Genomic DNA, 17,624 nt, shown 5'->3' on the forward strand with positions numbered 1-17,624 from the left:
GCTGCCCGTTCTGTTTTGCCGCTCGCTCCCGTTACCTCGCACTCACCACCAGCCGCTCTTCGGCTTGCTGCTGGCGCAGCGCTTCGGTCGTCTGGCCCTTGCCATCCGGTGCCCAGCCCGGCGGCATCGCCAGGTAGCCGATCGCGTTGACCACGCTGCCCGACTTCATCATGTCCCTGCCCAGGCTGACCCAGTGTTCGAACTGGTTGACGAGCGGATTGTGCGTGGTGGTCGGGTGGACCAGGCCGAAGCGGCAGGGTTCGTCTTCACGCTCTTCCACGTAGGTGCCGAACAGGCGGTCGAAGAGGATCAGCACGCCGCCGTAGTTGGCATCGAGGTAATCGACATTCGAGGCATGGTGCACGCGGTGCGCCGACGGGGTGTTGAACACATATTCGAACCAGCCGAGCTTCGGGATCCAGGTGGTGTGCAGCCAGAACTGGTACAGCAGGTTCAGGCTCAGCGTGGCCAGCACGACCTCGGGGCGCACGCCCAGGAAGACCAGCGGCGCGAAGAAGACGGCGGTGCCGGTGATCTTGCCGGTCCAGCCCAGGCGGTAGGCGGTGCCCAGCGTCAGTTCATTCGGCGAGTGGTGCACCGCGTGCGTCGCCCAGAAGAAGCGGATGCGGTGCGACGCGCGGTGGTACCAGTAGTAGCAGAACTCCTGGCCGATGAAGAGCAGCAGCACGGCCAGCACGCTGTTGATCTCGACCGTGAAAGTGCGGTGGTCCCAGGCGAAGGCGAAGATCGGCGTGGCCAGCGACAGCGGCAGCAGGACCATCAGCTTGCGGCCGATCATGTCGACCAGCGACAGTCCCATTTCATGCCAGGGATAGGCCTGGCCTTGCCGGCGTGCCTTGCGTGCCAGGAAAAAGGCCTCGACCAGAGAGACCGACACGACGAAGGCCGTGGCGAGGAGGGTGATCTTGTGGAGGTTGTGCATGATCGTCCTGTATGGGGAGCCGGTGACGCCTGCCTGGCCAGGCCGGCATTGCTGCGTCGGTGAGGCAAATGTAGAGGGCGGCGGCGCCGGGCGCCACGCATCAAATATTTCGCCATGTGTCATGGCCGCGGACGCGGCCCGCCGTGTCATACCGCGACATGTTTTCCACGGCGAAATGCGCGCGATGTCCTCCTATAGTTCGGTCCGTTGCCGCGCCGCACTGGCTGGCTGAAACCGAAACTGAAGGACTTGTGATGACCTCGAACCTCTCCCGCCTTGCCCGCTTTGCTCGCTTCCCCCGCTTCCTTGGTGCCGCCGCCGGTACGCTGGTGCTGCTGGCCAGCGGCCAGGTATTCGCGTCCACCGTGGTGGTCGCGCCGGCCACCGTCTATGCCCGTCCGCCGGTCGTGGTGGCAACCGCGCCGAGAGTGATCGTCAAGCCGGCGCCGAAGGTCGTGGTCGCATCGGCGCCGCTGCCGACCGTGGTCGTGAGGGCCGCTCCCGTGCCGCGTACGGTCTACGTCGCATCCCGCCCGGTCTACGTGGTGCGGTGATCACCCCCCGAACCCTCAACGCCGCCGCCAACGCCGGCCATCCCATACGGAGAAAACATGATGAAGAAGATGATTGCAGTGCTCGCCCTCTGCATGGCATCCGCAGGCGCGCTCGCGCAGAGCGCCGAAATGCCCGCCGCGGCCAGTCCGCGCGTGGAGCGTGCGATGCAGCAACTGCAGGGGCGCTTTGCCAATGCCAACACCACGCATGACGGCAAGCTCACCCGCGAGCAGGCCGCGGCCGGGATGCCGATGGTCGCGAAGCACTTCGATCAGATCGACGCGCAGCGAACCGGCTATGTGACGCTGGCGCAGATCGAAGCTTTTATGGGCCAGGCCATGATGTCGCGCTGATCGCCGTCAGCCGGAAGCCGATGTATGGCGGCCTCCGAACGGGTCGTAGCGCCACTGGCCGCCCGCTGACATTGCTGTCCGTGGCCACCGACGCGAAGCGGCTTCGGTCCTAACACTTGCTGGCGGGATGTTCCATACTTCATCCGGTGAACCCGGGCCAGGCGCCGAATAACAAGAGGAGGAACGTTGCCATGAAGCTGATTCCCATTGCAGTAGTGGCATCCGTGCTGGCGGGATGCGCCATGAATCAAGGTGCGCCGGGTACGCCGGGCAGCGCGCAGGGGGCGCCTGCGGCAAGCTGCAAGGCTACCTCGGAACAGGAGATCGCGGCGCTGTTCGATCGATGGAACCAGTCTCTGCAAACGGGTGATCCGCGCAAGGTGGCGGCCAACTATGCGGATCGGTCGATTCTCCTGGCGACGGTTTCCAACAAGCCCCGGCTGACGGTCGCGGAGAGAGAGGACTACTTCCAGCATTTCCTGCAGGACCGTCCGTCCGGGAAGATCGACTTCCGGCGGATCGAGATCGGATGCAATTCCGCGGTGGATGCGGGGCTCTATACCTTTACCTTCGCGCGCACGGGTGCGGTGGTCAAAGCCCGCTATACCTACACCTATCGCTGGGATGGCTCGCAATGGCTGATCACCAGCCATCACTCTTCCGCCATGCCGGAGAAGTGATGGGGATTGTGCGGTGCATTTCGCGCGCCGGACCGCCCGCGCCCGGGCATGCATTGCGCCCGGGCCAGAGGATTGGGAAGGGCTTGGGCGAACCAGCCTGACCATCAAGCGAATACCGCTCAGTCGCGCCGGCCCCCCGGCGGAGAATCCTGTATGCCGTCCTACGGAGCAAGCGGCGCGCGGCTACAGCAGGTCAAGCTGGAGGTGCTGTCGCGCGACCCTTTCGCAGAGCATCGCAATCTCCTTGTCTACCGCATAGAGGAACAGCAACTCCTTCTCGGAGCAATGACGCGTTCTCCGCCAGATTTCCGACTTCACCCGATAGTCCTCGTCCACGTCATTTGGGGTGGCACCAGCTTCGTCCATGAATGCCCGTATGTCTCTTGAGAGAATCCTCGCTCTCGAAGCTGCATGTTGGCCGCCAAGCACATAGGCGGCGGACTTGATCCTTTCCAGAAAACTCACTTCCAATCCTTGCCGGTTGCAGATACACATTCACCGGAGTCCCACTCTTTGCCAAGCCGCCTGAAGCGCTCGCCTCGTGCTCCGTCGAATATCCTTTGGAGTCAATATAGGGACTTCGCCACCGGCCTGATTTGCATTGCACGCAGCTGACTTTGCATTTGCCGCCATGTGGAGATTGCTCGGCTCGACACCCGGCGCTGGTCTGTGCGGGAGAGCCGGAACGATGGCGAGCAAGTGCCGCCGCATAACCTGTCGCCCGGGCGTTGCTCGGCCGGTGCGGACGAAAGCGCCCGAGTGGCCAGTTCAAGGTCCAGTTCAAGGAGATGCCATGGTCAGAAGCACCGCTGACGCAGCCCGGCCAGTGAAGATTCCAGGCAAGGACCACCCGATCACCATCGAACGCAATCCGTCACGGGTGGTGGTCACCGTGGCCGGCAAGGTCGTCGCCGATTCGCGCAATGCGTTGACGCTGCGGGAGGCCGGTTACCCGGCAGTCATCTACGTCCCGCGGGAAGATGCGGAAATGAGCTTGCTCGAGCGCACCGCACACGCAACGTATTGCCCGTATAAGGGCGATTGCGCGTACTTCTCGATTGCGGCAGGTGGCGAGCGATCGGTCAACGCTGTCTGGACGTATGAGAGCCCGTACGAGGCCGTGGCACCGATCCGCAATCACCTCGCGTTCTATCGCGACCGCGTGGACACGATCGAAGAACTGCCGCCTGAAGGCCTGGATCGCGGCTGACGCGGAGCGGTTCGGCGTTCCGCGTCATGCGTGGATGCGGCAGGGCGGTCAGCGCTGGCCCGGTTCCGCATCCAGCGCGAATCTCTTCAGCAGCGTCTGGTGGCTCGCGTTCAGTATTTCCTCTGCGAGCTGGGGATTGCCGGCCAATGCCCGGGACAGGATGAGGGCACCCACCATCTCGTTGTAGAACGAGATTGCCTCACGGCGTGCTTCGTCCCGTGCTTGGTCCGCATCTTTGCTTTCGGGGCGCTGTTCCGCGATCAGCGCTGTCAGGGTTTCAATCATCACCTCCAGCCCGCTGGCGAAGTGCACCTGCGCTTCATGGCCGAGCCGGCGCACATCCGCCGTGAGGCCGGCGATGGCGCAGCCATGCTCGATATCACTGCAGTGCGCGCCGGACAGGTAATAGTCGATCTGTCGTCTCAGGCGGTTGCCGTCCGGCCCGATGGGCGTCGCGATGGCTGCCTTCAGATCGTCGTTGGCCTTGTCCATCGCGGTCGCCACGACTTCAGCGGCGAGCGCCTCCTTCGACTCGAAGTGGTTGTAGAAGCCCCCCTGCGTGAAGCCTGCGGCCTTCATCAGCGCGCTCAGGCCGACACCATCGATTCCGTGCTCGCGGAACAACTTCTCCGATGCCGCAAGGATGGCCTTGCGGTTCTCTTCCGCCTTCTGCTTTGAAACGCCCATCGCTCGTGCTCCCCGCCGCTGACGGTGCAATTATAGCCCTTTCGTGAAAACACAATGGTGATCGACCTTGACTTTTCCGGGGCGATCGCCAAAACTCAATGTCAATCACCATCGTCTTTGGTCGTTCCAAATCCCGTAGGAGTTGTTCATGTACATCGGAAGTCACCAGCCCTTGCCCAGCCCGAACTGCCACGCCTTGCGCGTCTCGGGGGAACCGTCATGAGCAGCACTGCCGAAGCTGCCAACAAGGCCCTCGTGCTCGAAGCGTTCGACACGCTTTTCAACCAGCGCGACTATGCCGCCGCAGAGCGTTTCTGGTCGCCGGACTATATCCAGCACAGCGCGCATATCGCGCCGGGGCGCGACGGTCTGTTCCACCTCATCAGGACCCTGCCTCCGACATTGCGACATGAACCCGGCGTGATCGTGGCAGACGGCGACTACGTGATTGTTCACGGGCGTTTTTCGGGCCATGGGCGTGCGGCCGCATGGATCGCCGCCGACATCCTGCGCATCGCGGACGGCGTGCTCGCCGAGCACTGGGACGTGCTGCAGGACGAAGCAAGCGAGGCCGAATCCCAAAGCGGCCTGCCCATGTTCGGCAACAGCTTTCCGCGCTGACGCCAGCCTTCCATTTCTTCGGAGCCATCATGAACCTCACAGGCAACACCATATTCATCACCGGAGGCGGCTCGGGCATCGGCCGCGGTCTCGCCGAAGCGCTCCACAAGCTCGGCAACCAGGTCATCATTTCGGGCCGGCGCGCCGAGCGTCTGCAAGCGACCATCGACGCGAACCCCGGCATGCGGGCGGTGGCGCTCGACATCACGGATCCGGCCGATATCAAGGCCGTCGCCGCCAGACTGATTGCCGACCATCCCGGGCTGAACGTACTGATCAACAACGCCGGCATCATGCTTCCCGATGGTGCCGATGGTCCGGTCGACGACGAACTGCTGAGCGCCACCGTCGAGACGAACCTGCTCGGGCCCGTACGCATGACATCAGCGCTGATCGAGCACCTGAAAACCCGGGACGGTGCCGTGGTGGCGAATGTCACATCGGTACTTGGCTTTGTACCGATGGCGATCGCGGCGGTGTACAGCGCGACCAAGGCGGCCTTGCATTCCTATACGCTCTCACAACGCTATCTGCTTCGGGACAGCAAGGTCTCGGTCATCGAGATAGCGCCACCATGGGTCCGTACCGAGTTGATGAACAGCAGCGAGGAAGCACGCGCGATGCCACTCGAAGCATTCATCGCGGGCGCGATCGAGCAACTGGGCACCGATGCCAACGAGATACTGGTGGGCCCGGCCGTCAGCATGCGCGCCAATCCGGGACCTGGCGAGCACGCCTGGGTCAATGAATTCAATGACATGATGGCTGCCGGTTGAGCACGGGGCTGCCTGGCGAGCGGCATGCAGTCCGCATGGCAGGGAAGCCCGCGGTGTTCGAAGCGCAACCGCGGCTTCCGACGTCATTTCCTCACATACATTGTCCTTGCCGCGTGCCCCTGTCAGGCACGCCAACCAAATCTCTAGCAGGAGTAAAACATGTCCAGGCTGTTCACACCCGTCAAGGTCGGATCCTACGAGTTCGCGCACCGCGTCGTGCTTGCGCCGCTCACACGCATGCGCGCCGAAGAAGGCGCAGTCCCCGGCCCGCTGATGGCCGAGTACTATGCCCAGCGCTCGTCGCCCGGTGCGCTGCTGATCAGCGAAGCTACCATCGCCGCGCCCAACGGCAACGGTTACCTTGGCGCACCCGGCCTCTACGACGATAGCCAGATCGCTGGCTGGCGTCAGGTCACAGACGCCGTCCATGCCAGGGGCGGCAAGATCTTCCTGCAGCTCTACCACGCAGGCCGCCAGTCGAATGCCGAGGTGCAACCGGCAGGCAGTCAGCCGGTGGGCCCATCGGCTATCCCGCACGGGGGCGTGGCATATACGAAGGCGGGCTGGGTACCCAACACACCGAATCGTGCACTGGAGATCGAAGAGATCGCGGAGTTGGTCGAGAGCTTCCGCCGTGCCGCCGGGCGTGGTCTTGAAGCAGGATTCGACGGTGTGGAGCTGCACGCCGCCAACGGTTATCTCTTCGATCAATTCCTGCAGGACGGCAGCAACAAGCGCACCGACATCTACGGCGGTTCCTTCGGGAATCGCGCACGCTTCCTGCTCGAAGCCACGCGGGCGGTGATCTCTGTCTGGGGCAGCAGTCGGGTCGCGGTGCGCCTGGGCCCGAGCGGCTCGTTTGGCGACATGGCCGACAGCGATGCCGAAGGCCTGTTCACCTACGTTGCCACTGAACTGGACCGGCTCGATCTCGCTTACCTGCACCTGATCGAGCCGCGCGTGCGGGGGAATCTCGACGACGAAACCCGGAACCCGAACCCGGTGGCCTCGCAACTGATCCGCAGGTTCTATCGCGGCACCATCATCGCCGCAGGTGGCTTCAGGGGCGACACCGCGGATGCGATCATCGCAGCGGGCGATGCCGACCTGGTTGCCTTTGGCCGCGACTTCATCGCCAACCCCGACTTGCCCGAGCGACTGCGCCGCAGGCTGCCGCTGAACCCTTACGATCGCGAAACGTTCTTCGGCGGGACCGACGTCGGCTATGTTGACTATCCGTTCTACGAGGAACGCATTGCCGCCTGATCCGGCGCCGCGTGATTGCTGCCTGCGCGCGCAGGCGGCTGTTTTGGCCTGATAACGGCGACTTGATAGGCTCCTGGGTGGCCGGGGAAAGGGCATATCGCTGGCCGGCACCTTATACCTGCCTGACTGCGGAGCGGATTCGTGAGTACAAGCCCTGCTTGCATCCGTGACTGCCGCGCTTGACCCGGTAATCCTCTTTCTGAACAATCGTATGTGCCAGGAGCAGGTCCGGCGTCACGACATCGTATGTTGAGAGATCATGGACGATAAATCGGGCAAGCAGACTATCGAATATGGCATCGTACCCATCGACGTGATGGCATCGATGTCGGGGCTTGATTTTGTCCGCGCGATCTTCGCGGGGCGATTACCGGAGCCGCCGATCATGCAGACAGTCGAGCCGTTCGACTGCACGGCCGAACCCGGCGCCGTCGTGATTCACAGCGTGCCGGGTTTGCGCCATTACAATCCGATCGGATCGGTGCACGGTGGCTATGCCGCGATCCTCCTGGATTCCGCGATGGGCCTCGCGGTGCAGAGCACGCTTCCCGCGGGCACTGGCTATACGACGCTGGAATTCAAGATCTCATTCGTGCGCGGCATGAGCGAGACGAGCGGCGTGATCCGCACCGAGGGCCGCGTGCTCAACGCCGGCCGCCGCGTCGCCACCGCCGAGGCGCGCATCACCGATGCGAACGACCGGCTGCTTGCGCATGCGACGACAACGTGCCTTGTGTTCGAGATTCCGAAGGGAAACGCGAAAGGCTGACCTCAAGCGACTCCTATGACGCCGGCGCCAGGAACATCAGAGTTTGCATGGCCGAGGCGCGGCCGAGCGCATTTCGCTGCCGAAGAGCGAGCGCTGGTTCGGGTCAAACTATGGGCCTCGGCTCGCGCCAACTGGATCGCTGACGCTCCAGAGTATCTCGAACAGGCTCATCTGGAAGGCAAAGAACTCCTGGCTCTGGATCGACAATGCATAGTGTTCGGCACGTGAGGAAATGATGGACACTTTGTCGTCGAATAGATAAGTCGTCACACCCATTTCAAAGTTCTCCGGTGCACACCGAAGTTCTCGCCGGTCCTTTTTTGACGATCGCCAGATATCCCGGGAGTCGCCCGGTCCAGTGCGAATGACGCGCACATGGATCCCTGCCTTCGCGCGACGGGCGATCAGGTCATTGATGAAGTCAAAGCCTGGCGTACGGAACAGTTCGCTGTTGGACATGATCGCACTGACTTCTTTCGACTGACATTCCAGCGTTTCGCTCATGACAGTCTTGATGCCCTCCACGCCGGAGAAAAACCGGACTTTCGGTTTTCCTCCAGAGGAATTGTGAATGGAGCGGAGTTGAGGGAGAACCTCCTGGATAATTTGACGCTGAGATTCGATCTTGCGTAACAGCATGATCGGATCCTGTGGAATCACATAAGAGCGCGCGCCTTTCTGGACCGTCGATACGAAGCCCGACGCGACGAGCCTGTCCAGTACTTCATAGGCATTGGTTCGCCCGATACCTGCTTTCTGTGCGATTGCAGCAACGGTTGCTTCGCCCAACTCCAGTGAGGCGAGGTAGAAGTCGGCCTTGTGGCCATCAATGCCCGCCGCTTGCAGCATTTCAACCATGTTCATGGATCGGCTCCTCTTCTAGTCGATGCTCCGGATTAGAGGCGAATGATGCGCGTGGCTCGTCACGGGTGCAACGGCCTCGCTACTCGCAACGAAACTCGTGATAACAACGCCGGCCAAGAAAGCAGTTTCATCAGCACGAGGGCGGCGGAGGTAATCAGGTACGAGGCTCCTCATACTTCGCAGTCCTGCGCACAGCCGCCGTGCCGAAGACACCTTGCTGCATTGTGCCGGGCGCGGCGGTTGCGTCGTCTGATGCGCGCGTCGCCGTTGCGTGGATCGCGACAGACAAGTATTGCTTGCTGACTGGAATAAGCTGCTCTCCCGCGAGTATGCCGAGCAGGCCGGCCAGGGCAACGAGCGGTGGGGCAGGCGACCGTACGCCGATCAGGTAGTAGATGACGCCGACCAGAACGCCGGCACCTAGTGAGAACAGATGGCTCTTCATTGGCATATCTCTCTTGCAGCTGCTGGGCACGACAGTCCGGCCACGCCATTACGCTTTGCGGGGCCGGACTTGGGCCACCAAATGAGACGGAGGACCGCCTACGACTTTGCCGGAACCGGCGGCACGATCTCGTGAGTGCCGACCGCTCGCTGTGGGGCCTTGTGCACCATGGTGTAGGCGTAGTCGACGCCCATGCCATAGGCACCGGCGTGCTCCCTGACGACCTTCATCACAGCGTCATAGGTGTCGCGGCGCGCCCAGTCGCGCTGCCATTCGAGCATCACCTGTTGCCACGTCACCGGCACCACGCCAGCCTGGATCATGCGTTGCATGGCGTAGTCGTGCGCTTCCCTGGAGGTGCCGCCGGAGGCGTCGGCGACCATGTAGAACTCATAGTCGGTGTCGTGCATGGCCGACAGGGCGAAACTGAGGTTGCAGACCTCGGTCCACAAGCCGGACACCACGATCTTCTTGCGTCCGTTTGCTGCCAGCGCATCGCGCACCTTCTGGTCGTCCCAGGAGTTCATCGACGACCGCTCCAGCAGTTGCTGGCCCGGGAAGACGTCGAGCAGTTCCGGGTAGGTGAATCCCGAGAAGCTTTGCGATTCCACGCTCGTGATGATGGTCGGGATGTTGAAGATCTTCGCGGCCTTGGCCAGGCCGACCACGTTGTTCTTCAGCACCTGCCGGTCCATGGACTGGACGCCGAATGCCATCTGCGGCTGCTGGTCAATGAAAATCAGCTGGCTGTTTTGCGATGTCAGCATTTCAAGCTTGGGATTGCTCATGATGGGCTCCTTTCAGGTGTAATGGTCAGGCTTGCTTCAGCGCGTCGATGGCATCCAGCACATGCGTGCTGTACGTCATGGCGGCGCCGGCGTTCAGGTTGATGGCGACGCCGAGCGCTTCTGCGATTTCATCGTCGGACACGCCGAGCTTGACGGCCTCGGCGGCATGGAAGGCGATGCAACCATCGCAGCGCGTGGTGACTGCGACGGCCAGCGCGATGAGTTCACGCGTCTTCGCGCCGAGTCGCTCGGTTTTGGCGCCCGCACCGGCGATAAGTCCAAAACCGCGAAGGGTGTCCGGCGTGCGCGTGGACAGTTCTTTGAGGCGAGAACCGATGTCCTGAATTTCCTGTTTCCACTCAAGCATGAGATGTCTCCATGAGATGACTTCGAAAGGGATGAATGTGGCCTGGTCCGGCAGCTCGTATCGGCGAGTGCAAAGCGCGCTTCGGTTGCGTCGAGCTACTGGTTACGTTCAGCGCTGGATGCAGAACAAGATCACGAGGTCAATGCTAGGAGTCGCGCGTTTTTCCGTCAAAGACGACCGCAATAATTTCCTTAGAAATCTCTTAACACGCTGATTCTTAATAAGAAAATGTGTACTATTGTGGCGAACGAAACGGCCGGAAGTGCGTTCGGATGCTTTGCAGGAGAGCGCGGGCGCTTCACCGTGCCTACGGACAGCAAGGTCTTTTTCTGCGACCCTCGGGATGGGTGGCAAGGCGGCTCAGATTCGCCTGATCGTCCGCGCGCGGGACCGGCGTGGGTCTCTTGTCACGAGAGGCAGCGAGGCGTTTAATCGTGCGCGGGGAATCGATGGAGGAATCATGACGCAATGCGCAACTTGCGGATTCCAGAATCCCGCCGTAGCAAATTTCTGCGAGCAGTGCGGTAACAGACTGGCGCGCGTCTGCCTGCGCTGCGACCATGCATTGAGCCCGGGCGCCCGTTTCTGCAATGCGTGCGGCGCACCCGTCAGCGAATTCCCGCAGGGGCTGTCCGCCGCACCCATCCAATACACCCCGCCACACTTGGCTGAACGCATCCGTGCCGAGCAGATGGCGCGGGAGGCGCGCGGAGAGACCGGCGGCGAACGCAAGACCATTACGGTCCTGTTTGCCGACATGGCCGGCTCGACCGCCCTGATCCACGATCTGGATCCGGAAGAGGCGGACCGCCTGATCACCCCCGTGATCGAACTGATGATGGAGTCGGTGCACCACTACGAGGGCTACGTGGCGAAATCACTGGGTGACGGGATCCTGGCACTCTTCGGCGCGCCCATTGCCCATGAGGACCATCCCCAGCGCGCGCTATACGCAGCGCTGCGCATGGATGCGGCAATGCGCCGGCACAGCGACCGGCTTCGCCTGGATCGGGGCATCTCGCTGCAGATCCGGGTTGGCATCCATACGGGCGAGGTGGTCGTACGCTCGATCCGCAAGGACGACCTGCACACCGACTACGACCCGGTGGGACACTCGATCAACATTGCCTCGCGGATGGAGACGATGGCCGCGCTCTCGTCTGTTCTCGTCAGCGAATCCACGTACAGGCTCACGGAGGGGTACTTCCGGTTCAAGGAATTGGGCGCCGCACAGGTCAAGGGTATCCCGCAGCCGCTGGCGGTCTATGAACTGCTGGGGCCCGGTGCGCTGCGCACGCGCCTGCAGGTAGCCGCGCAGCGCGGGCTGGCTCGTTTCGTGGGCCGTGAGGCCGAACTGGAGTCGCTGTATCGGGCGCTGCATCAGTCCATGGCGGGACAGGGACAGATTGTCGCGGTAGTGGGGGAGGCGGGGGTCGGCAAGTCGCGGCTGTTTCACGAGTTCAAGGCGCGCTCGGAGCACGGCTGTCTGGTGCTTGAGACCTTCTCGGTGTCCCATGGCAAAGCCTTCGCCTATCTGCCGCTCATCGAACTCCTGAGAAGCTATTTCCGGATTACCCCGCAGGACGACACCCGGCGCGTGCACGAAAAGGTCACGGGCAAGGTACTCACGCTGGACCGCGGCCTGGAAGACGTCCTGCCGTACCTGCTCCATCTGCTTGGCATCAGCGAGCCCGGCTCAAAGCTGGCGGACATGGGCGCCAGCCTCCGGCGCGATCGCACATTCGATGCAATGACCCGCCTGCTGGTGCGCGAGAGCCGCAATCAACCGCTTGAGATCGTGTTCGAGGACCTGCAATGGCTGGATAGTGAGACAGAAGCGTTCCTTGCCTTCCTTGTCGAGCGGTCGGCAGATGCGCGGATCCTCCTGCTTGTGAACCACCGGCCCGAGTATGAGCTGGCCTGGGCGCACAAAGGCAGCTGCGTCGAAGTTCAGCTCGATCCCCTGGGGCCAGCCGACGCACAAGGGTTGCTCGGTGTCTTGCTGGGCGGTGATCCCGGACTTGCGCGGCTCAAGCAACTCGTCCTGGAGAAGACCGGGGGCAATCCCTTTTTCATGGAGGAGGTCGTCCAGACGCTGGTCGAGGAGAAGGCGCTGCTCGGTGAACCCGGCGATTACCACATCGAAAAGTTCCCGGCCGCCCTGCGTATTCCGACCACGGTACAGGGCGTTCTCGCCGCGCGCATGGATCGGCTGCCGCTCGAAGAGAAGGAACTGCTGCAGACCCTGGCCGTGATCGGCAAGGAGTTTCCCTTGAGTCTGGTCCGGCAGGTCTGCGGGCAATCGGAAGATCGCCTGCACCTTCTGCTGGCAGGCCTGCGGAGCGGCGGCTTTGTCTATGAGCGACCCGCCTACCCGGAGGTCGAGTATGCGTTCAAACACGGCCTGACCCAGGAGGTCGCCGGCAACTCCATGCTTTCGGAACGGCGCAGTGCGCTGCATGAGCGCACGGGGCGTGCCATCGAGGTGCTCTTCCAGCATCAGTTGAAAGAGCACTGCAGCGAGCTGGCCCATCACTACAGTCTCAGTGGCAATGTCGCCAAGGCGGTGGAGTATCTGCACTACGCCGGGCGCCAGTCCCTTGAGCGTTCCACGCATCTCGATGCGATCCGTCAACTGAGTGCGGCATTGGAACTGCTGACGCGCCTCCCCGACACGCCTGAACGCGTGCGCCAGGAACTCGCATTGCGCGTCACGCTTGGCCAGGCCTTGATCGCCGCGAGAGGATATGCCTCATCGGAAGTGGAGGCGAACTTTACCCGGGCGCTAGCCTTGTGCGAACAGGACGGCGATGCCCAGCAGCTCTTCCAGGTGAAACTGGGCTTGCGCATGTTCTCCGCCATGCGTGCGCAGCACGGGAAGGCGTATGAACTAGGTGAGGCGATGCTCAGCCTGGCCGAGGATGCGCAAGATTCCGTGTTGCTCGGACAGGCGTATATCGCATTGGGGGGAACATCGCTCTACATGGGCGAGTTTGGCAAGGCGCGGGCGCAGCTCGAGCAGGGTCTTGTCCACTATGCCCCCGGGCAGCACGCCATCCATGTCGAACTTTACGGGCAAGATCCCGGGGTCCGCGGACTCAGCTTCCTGACATGGGTGCTGTGGTATCTGGGCTGTCCGGATCAGGGCAGGGAAAAAAGTCAGGAGGCGTTGGGGCTGGCCCGGACGCTGACTCATCCGTTCAGCCTGGCACTCGCCCTGGTCCATGCAACCGTGGTGCATCAGTATTTGGGCGAGGCGCGGCATGCGCAAGAGTGCGCCGAAGCCGCCATCGCGCTCGCATCCGAACAAGGGTTTCCATACTGGCTGGCATGGGCAACCGTGCTGCGGGGGTGGGCGCTGGTCGAGCATGGAAGCAGCGAGGAGGGCGTCGTTCAGATGCGCGAGGGCCTGACCGCTTACCAGGCTACCGGCTCGGTGCATGGACGGCCTTACTTCCTGGCCCTGTTGGCCCAGGGCTGTGCAAGCAACGGACAGGCCCAGGCTGGTCTGGACGTGCTGGACGATGCGTTGGCCATCGCAGGCAGCACGGGGGAACGCTACTATGAAGCGGAATTGCATCGGCTCAAGGGGGAACTGCTCCTGGGCTCGAGCACGCAAGCCCGGTTGACTACCAATCGCGACGCCGCCAGGGCGAACTTTCATCAAGCCATCGAGATCGCCCGACGGCAAGGCGCAAAGTCCCTTGAGCTGCGGGCAGCGCTGAGCCTTGCGAGGCTTTGTCAGCAGCAGGGCAGGCCCGAAGTCGCAAGGCAGACACTGGCCCGTGTACACGAGGCGTTCACGGAAGGGTTGGGTACCGTTGACTGGATGCAAGCCAAGGCGCTCCTCGATGCGCTGACCTAGTCGGGGCGGCGACAAGCGTCAGGGTTGCGCAAAGCACCCCAGGAGGCCGGACAAGAGCCGTCCTCGATCTGCTGGCATGGACCCGCGAGCGTATGAGCGCCGGGGACTGCGCATTTTTGTGCGGACGTCATCAAAGCCATTCTGTTGGAGCTTCCAAGGGCGTATGCTGGAAATGCCAGCAGGCAAGCAACGCACCAGGAGCAAACCATGGCCAAGAGTCAACTACGCAGCACTCGCGAAGCGAAAAAGCCAAAGCAGCCCAAGAAGCCGTCGGTGCCGGCAACCCCGTTCAGCACGGTTCATTCGAGGGTTGGGAACGAAGGTGTCGCCAAGAAGAAGACGTAAATCGGTTGGCCGCGGACACGCGGTACAGTGATCACACGCAACTTGCAACGTTCACCGCAGGGAATTGATATCTCTACATTGAAAGCGCAGACCGCTTCGGGAGGCGCATCATGATCCATCACAATACGGACCCCACTTTTCGCGGGCTTCCGCTCACCGCCGAGCAGGACTCGGAGATTCGTCACTACCTGAACAGGAAGGCCAGGCTGGGCAAGCCATGGAATACCCCGGAACTGCGCGGGATGCTTGAGGACATGCTGCTGCCGCCGAGCCCCGAGGACGACGGCGAGAGCGACATCCCGCGCGACGCGCAGGTTGCCGCAGAGCGCGCAGCCGCGTTCGTCGACCAGGACATGGAGCCAATCGAGGCGTACGAGGAATTGCATGCCGCGATAGAAGCCGAGAGCATGAAAGGAGGTTCGAAGTAGCGGAACGCCTCGCGCTGGTAGCGAGCGTAGCAACCCGGACCGTCAAAGGCGTAGAACACAGGACGACAACATGGCACTTAGTTTTCCCAACCCCAGCCGCAGCTATGACGGCGCCAGGCATGGCGTGTGGTTCTGGGGTTATGACAATGCACGCGAGATTACCTTCCTGGTGGAGGACCGCGTACTGATGAACTTCGATTCCACTCTCGGTTCTGACGAAGCCGGGGTGCTGGCCTCCTTCGACCGGCATCGCAATGAGATCCTGAAGATTGCCATGGACCTCTATGCCGAGGGGCGGCAGACGCTCTACACGCTGCAGTAGGAAGCCCTGAATGCCGGTCGCGATATCGGTGCATGGCGGCACGCCGCGCTGACGAGTTAGCGCGTTGAAACGACGATCGCCCGACCTCGAACTGGAAGACCTTCAGTGATGCAGCAGCGGATAGGCCACCAGACCGATCACGGCAGCACTCGCAACAATCATGGGTTCGGACAGCTTCTTGAACTTGAGCAGCAGCGCAACGGTCACTAGCGCCAGCAGCGCGGTAGGAAAATCGACGATCGAACGCTTCGCCAGCACAATGACCGCTCCGGTGATGGCGCCGATGGCGGCTGCGGTGACGCCATCCACGAACGCCAGGATGGCGGGCAACTTGCCGTACTTCTTGAAGTACGGCGCCGGCAGGATCGTGAACAGGTAGCACGGCAGGAAAGTCGCCGCCGCTGCCACGCAGGCCCCCGGCAGTCCCGCGACCAGATAGCCAATGAAGCCGACGGTGATGACCACCGGGCCGGGCGTAATCATGGCCACGGCCACGGCGTCAACAAACTGCTTGTCGTTCAGCCAGTGGTGTTCGGTCACCACGCCACCGTACAGGAACGGCACGATGGCAAGCCCTGAACCGAAGACGAAGGCACCGGCCTTGGCAAAGAACACGCCGATCTGCGAGAGCAGCGGCCAGTCCACGGTACTCAGCAGGCCGCTTGCCGCCGGGAAGGGCGTTGCCGCCATCGCATTCAGCTTGCCTTGACGCAGCCATTTTGGCGGCGCACGCCAGAACCAGACCAGGACGCCGGCCGCGAGAAATAGCCAGGCCACCTCCGATTCGGTGATCACCGTCACTGCGGCGAGAACCAGGTAGATGAACCACAGCAGTTTGTCTTTGCCCACGCTCTTCCTGGTCAGCTTGTAGGCACTGATTGCGATGATGCCGATGACGGCTGCACCCACGCCGTAAAACACAGACTGCATCCACGTCAGCCCGCCGAAGCGCACGTACGCCCAGCCGAGCGCCAGCACCATCAGGAACGATGGCAAGACAAAGGCGATGCCGACGAGCGTAGCGCCCGGAATGCGGTAATGCACATAGCCAAGATAGATCGCCAGTTGCGCTGCCATCGGCCCCGGCGCCAGTTGCGCCAGCGCGATGCCTTCCTTGTAGTCGGCATCGGTGATCCACTGCCGCGCATCCACCAGATCACGGTGCATGTAGCCGGCCAGTGCTACCGGACCACCAAAGCCGAAGGTGCCAAGTCGCAGGAAGTAGAGCACCAGTTGCCGTAGCGTGTAGCCGGGGCGTTGATGCGTTGGCTGGGCCGACGGGGTTTCGGCTTGCTGGGGCGAGGTCATCGTAAGTCTCGAAGGCGAGCTGGATCGGGAGAAGTGGCCTGGCGTTTGCGGCTGCCGGAGAAGTGCACATGGAGCGAGTCGAGGACATGGCCCAACTCGCCCAGCAGGGCATCGTCATCGGGCAGCCGCTCGCGGGCACCGGTCAGCACGGCCTCAAAACCGCTCGCTTCCGCGACGGGCGTGCCGCCGATGTCGAGTGCGTGAATCATCTGGCCAAGGCGCGCCAGTCCTTTGTCCTCGTCGAGCCCGAAGCTGGCGAGCAGCACTTCGAAGGAAACGCGGTCGCCGATATGCGTGAACGTCGCGCCGTCGAAATCGAATCCCAACGCATCGTCCGGGCATTGGCGGACGTCGTCGAGCCAGAGGAAGGTGGCGTGGGGATCGATGAACCGCCGGATCAACCAGGCACAGGCGACCCGGTCCACCCAGAGGTGCCGGCGGGTTGCCCAGCGCCTCCCCTGGTATTGGGTGGGGTCGCGTCGCGGGATGCTGCCGGCTACCCCGCGTGGTTCGCCCGGCGACAGGAGGATGTCGACAGCCGCGTTGAAGTCGCGCCATTGCGCTTCTGCACGGGCTGACGCGTCGCTGGGGAAGAAATCGATTTGTCGGATCGCGTCGAATCCCCGGCCGTGGCGGCGCACGATGCGCAGCAATTCCGCTTCGTCCGCGTCGCTTAACGTTGCACGAGCGCCGGAGAGTTCGGCCGTCCAGGTCGCATACTCGACAGACCGATCGAACAATGCGCGATACACGGCATCTTCCTGCGCATCGTTCGTCTGGACCGAAAGGATCCAGACTTTGCCGTCCTCGCTGTTCGCGTCCTCGGCCAGCTTTTCGAGCTGGCCGCGCAATCCCGGCTGATCGGGCAGAAGATAGGCGCCGTCGCGCAGCGCCGCGCCGCCGAGCGACTTGATGCCGCGCCACAGCCGCATGCGGGGGGTGGCGGCAGAGGTTGGCAGGCTGACGATCAGCAGCAGCCAGGAGGCTTGGGAGCGTGATGGAAGAGGATTCATGCGCCCAGCGTAGCTGGCC

At 62.6% G+C, this 17,624-nt stretch carries 21 protein-coding genes; 12 read left to right on the plus strand and 9 right to left on the minus strand.

From position 1 onward, the window contains the following. Positions 1 to 31 precede the first annotated feature (31 nt). Complete coding sequence (locus KHO22_RS23830; protein WP_211949645.1) at positions 32 to 943, minus strand: sterol desaturase family protein; 912 nt, start codon at positions 941 to 943, stop codon at positions 32 to 34. Positions 944 to 1,197: 254 nt separating this feature from the next. On the opposite strand from KHO22_RS23830, the gene KHO22_RS23835 reads away from it, so the two are divergent. The 3 genes from KHO22_RS23835 to KHO22_RS23845 all read left to right on the plus strand — a co-directional run bounded on the left by KHO22_RS23835 (position 1,198) and on the right by KHO22_RS23845 (position 2,531). Next, positions 1,198 to 1,497: a hypothetical protein gene (locus KHO22_RS23835; RefSeq protein WP_211949646.1), complete on the plus strand. Its 300-nt coding sequence runs from the start codon at positions 1,198 to 1,200 to the stop codon at positions 1,495 to 1,497. Between the two features lie 60 nt (positions 1,498 to 1,557). Further along, complete coding sequence (locus KHO22_RS23840; RefSeq protein WP_211949694.1) at positions 1,558 to 1,851, plus strand: EF-hand domain-containing protein; 294 nt, start codon at positions 1,558 to 1,560, stop codon at positions 1,849 to 1,851. Between the two features lie 191 nt (positions 1,852 to 2,042). Further along, a complete protein-coding gene (locus KHO22_RS23845; RefSeq protein ID WP_211949647.1) occupies positions 2,043 to 2,531 on the plus strand; it encodes an SgcJ/EcaC family oxidoreductase in 489 nt (162 codons plus the stop codon). Between the two features lie 183 nt (positions 2,532 to 2,714). Here the strand turns inward: KHO22_RS23845 and KHO22_RS23850 are convergent, their stop codons facing one another. Next, on the minus strand, positions 2,715 to 2,996 hold the full coding sequence (locus tag KHO22_RS23850) for a hypothetical protein (RefSeq protein ID WP_211949648.1): 282 nt from the start codon (positions 2,994 to 2,996) through the stop codon (positions 2,715 to 2,717). Positions 2,997 to 3,324: 328 nt separating this feature from the next. On the opposite strand from KHO22_RS23850, the gene KHO22_RS23855 reads away from it, so the two are divergent. After that, entirely contained in the window at positions 3,325 to 3,741 is a 417-nt protein-coding gene (locus KHO22_RS23855) for a DUF427 domain-containing protein (protein WP_211949649.1), read from the plus strand. 48 nt (positions 3,742 to 3,789) lie between these two features. Here the strand turns inward: KHO22_RS23855 and KHO22_RS23860 are convergent, their stop codons facing one another. Continuing rightward, complete coding sequence (locus tag KHO22_RS23860) at positions 3,790 to 4,428, minus strand: TetR/AcrR family transcriptional regulator (RefSeq protein WP_211949695.1); 639 nt, start codon at positions 4,426 to 4,428, stop codon at positions 3,790 to 3,792. Between the two features lie 54 nt (positions 4,429 to 4,482). On the opposite strand from KHO22_RS23860, the gene KHO22_RS23865 reads away from it, so the two are divergent. The 4 genes from KHO22_RS23865 (at position 4,483) to KHO22_RS23880 (ending at position 7,860) form a co-directional block, all read left to right on the plus strand. Continuing rightward, positions 4,483 to 5,049 carry a nuclear transport factor 2 family protein gene (locus tag KHO22_RS23865; RefSeq protein WP_230426991.1) on the plus strand — a complete coding sequence of 189 codons (567 nt, stop codon included), beginning with the start codon at positions 4,483 to 4,485 and terminating at the stop codon, positions 5,047 to 5,049. A 29-nt stretch (positions 5,050 to 5,078) separates the two neighbouring features. Beyond that, on the plus strand, positions 5,079 to 5,825 hold the full coding sequence (locus KHO22_RS23870) for an SDR family oxidoreductase (RefSeq protein ID WP_211949650.1): 747 nt from the start codon (positions 5,079 to 5,081) through the stop codon (positions 5,823 to 5,825). A gap of 159 nt (positions 5,826 to 5,984) precedes the next feature. Continuing rightward, complete coding sequence (locus tag KHO22_RS23875) at positions 5,985 to 7,091, plus strand: alkene reductase (protein WP_211949651.1); 1,107 nt, start codon at positions 5,985 to 5,987, stop codon at positions 7,089 to 7,091. A 259-nt stretch (positions 7,092 to 7,350) separates the two neighbouring features. Next, positions 7,351 to 7,860 (plus strand): PaaI family thioesterase, encoded by a 510-nt coding sequence (locus KHO22_RS23880; RefSeq protein WP_211949652.1) that lies wholly within the window; start codon positions 7,351 to 7,353, stop codon positions 7,858 to 7,860. 108 nt (positions 7,861 to 7,968) lie between these two features. Here the strand turns inward: KHO22_RS23880 and KHO22_RS23885 are convergent, their stop codons facing one another. The 4 genes from KHO22_RS23885 to KHO22_RS23900 form a co-directional block, all read right to left on the minus strand. Then, entirely contained in the window at positions 7,969 to 8,724 is a 756-nt protein-coding gene (locus KHO22_RS23885) for a TrmB family transcriptional regulator (protein WP_211949653.1), read from the minus strand. A gap of 154 nt (positions 8,725 to 8,878) precedes the next feature. Continuing rightward, positions 8,879 to 9,169 (minus strand): DUF1427 family protein, encoded by a 291-nt coding sequence (locus KHO22_RS23890; RefSeq protein WP_211949654.1) that lies wholly within the window; start codon positions 9,167 to 9,169, stop codon positions 8,879 to 8,881. A gap of 98 nt (positions 9,170 to 9,267) precedes the next feature. Continuing rightward, the gene (locus tag KHO22_RS23895; RefSeq protein ID WP_211949655.1) at positions 9,268 to 9,957 is read right to left on the minus strand and encodes a hydrolase; all 690 of its coding nucleotides are present in this window, start codon (positions 9,955 to 9,957) and stop codon (positions 9,268 to 9,270) included. Between the two features lie 25 nt (positions 9,958 to 9,982). After that, on the minus strand, positions 9,983 to 10,324 hold the full coding sequence (locus KHO22_RS23900) for a carboxymuconolactone decarboxylase family protein (RefSeq protein ID WP_211949656.1): 342 nt from the start codon (positions 10,322 to 10,324) through the stop codon (positions 9,983 to 9,985). A 460-nt stretch (positions 10,325 to 10,784) separates the two neighbouring features. Here KHO22_RS23900 and KHO22_RS23905 point away from each other — a divergent pair, with 460 nt between their 5' ends. The 4 genes from KHO22_RS23905 to KHO22_RS23920 all read left to right on the plus strand — a co-directional run bounded on the left by KHO22_RS23905 (position 10,785) and on the right by KHO22_RS23920 (position 15,284). Beyond that, on the plus strand, positions 10,785 to 14,189 hold the full coding sequence (locus KHO22_RS23905; protein WP_211949657.1) for an adenylate/guanylate cyclase domain-containing protein: 3,405 nt from the start codon (positions 10,785 to 10,787) through the stop codon (positions 14,187 to 14,189). A gap of 207 nt (positions 14,190 to 14,396) precedes the next feature. After that, positions 14,397 to 14,534 carry a hypothetical protein gene (locus tag KHO22_RS23910; RefSeq protein ID WP_211949658.1) on the plus strand — a complete coding sequence of 46 codons (138 nt, stop codon included), beginning with the start codon at positions 14,397 to 14,399 and terminating at the stop codon, positions 14,532 to 14,534. Positions 14,535 to 14,644: 110 nt separating this feature from the next. Continuing rightward, positions 14,645 to 14,962 carry a hypothetical protein gene (locus KHO22_RS23915; RefSeq protein ID WP_211949659.1) on the plus strand — a complete coding sequence of 106 codons (318 nt, stop codon included), beginning with the start codon at positions 14,645 to 14,647 and terminating at the stop codon, positions 14,960 to 14,962. A gap of 70 nt (positions 14,963 to 15,032) precedes the next feature. Beyond that, entirely contained in the window at positions 15,033 to 15,284 is a 252-nt protein-coding gene (locus KHO22_RS23920) for a DUF1488 family protein (protein WP_211949660.1), read from the plus strand. 102 nt (positions 15,285 to 15,386) lie between these two features. On the opposite strand, the gene KHO22_RS23925 is transcribed toward KHO22_RS23920, so the two are convergent. Both KHO22_RS23925 and KHO22_RS23930 read right to left on the minus strand, forming a co-directional pair. Beyond that, positions 15,387 to 16,592, minus strand: a complete 1,206-nt coding sequence (locus tag KHO22_RS23925; RefSeq protein WP_211949661.1) for a chromate transporter — start codon at positions 16,590 to 16,592, stop codon at positions 15,387 to 15,389. Next, positions 16,589 to 17,605 (minus strand): chromate resistance protein ChrB domain-containing protein, encoded by a 1,017-nt coding sequence (locus KHO22_RS23930; protein WP_211949697.1) that lies wholly within the window; start codon positions 17,603 to 17,605, stop codon positions 16,589 to 16,591. The genes KHO22_RS23925 and KHO22_RS23930 overlap by 4 nt, the downstream gene beginning before the upstream one ends. Between the last annotated feature and the right edge of the window lie 19 nt (positions 17,606 to 17,624).

It is taken from the genome of Cupriavidus yeoncheonensis, assembly GCF_905397275.1.
Classification (GTDB): Bacteria; Pseudomonadota; Gammaproteobacteria; order Burkholderiales; family Burkholderiaceae; genus Cupriavidus; species Cupriavidus yeoncheonensis.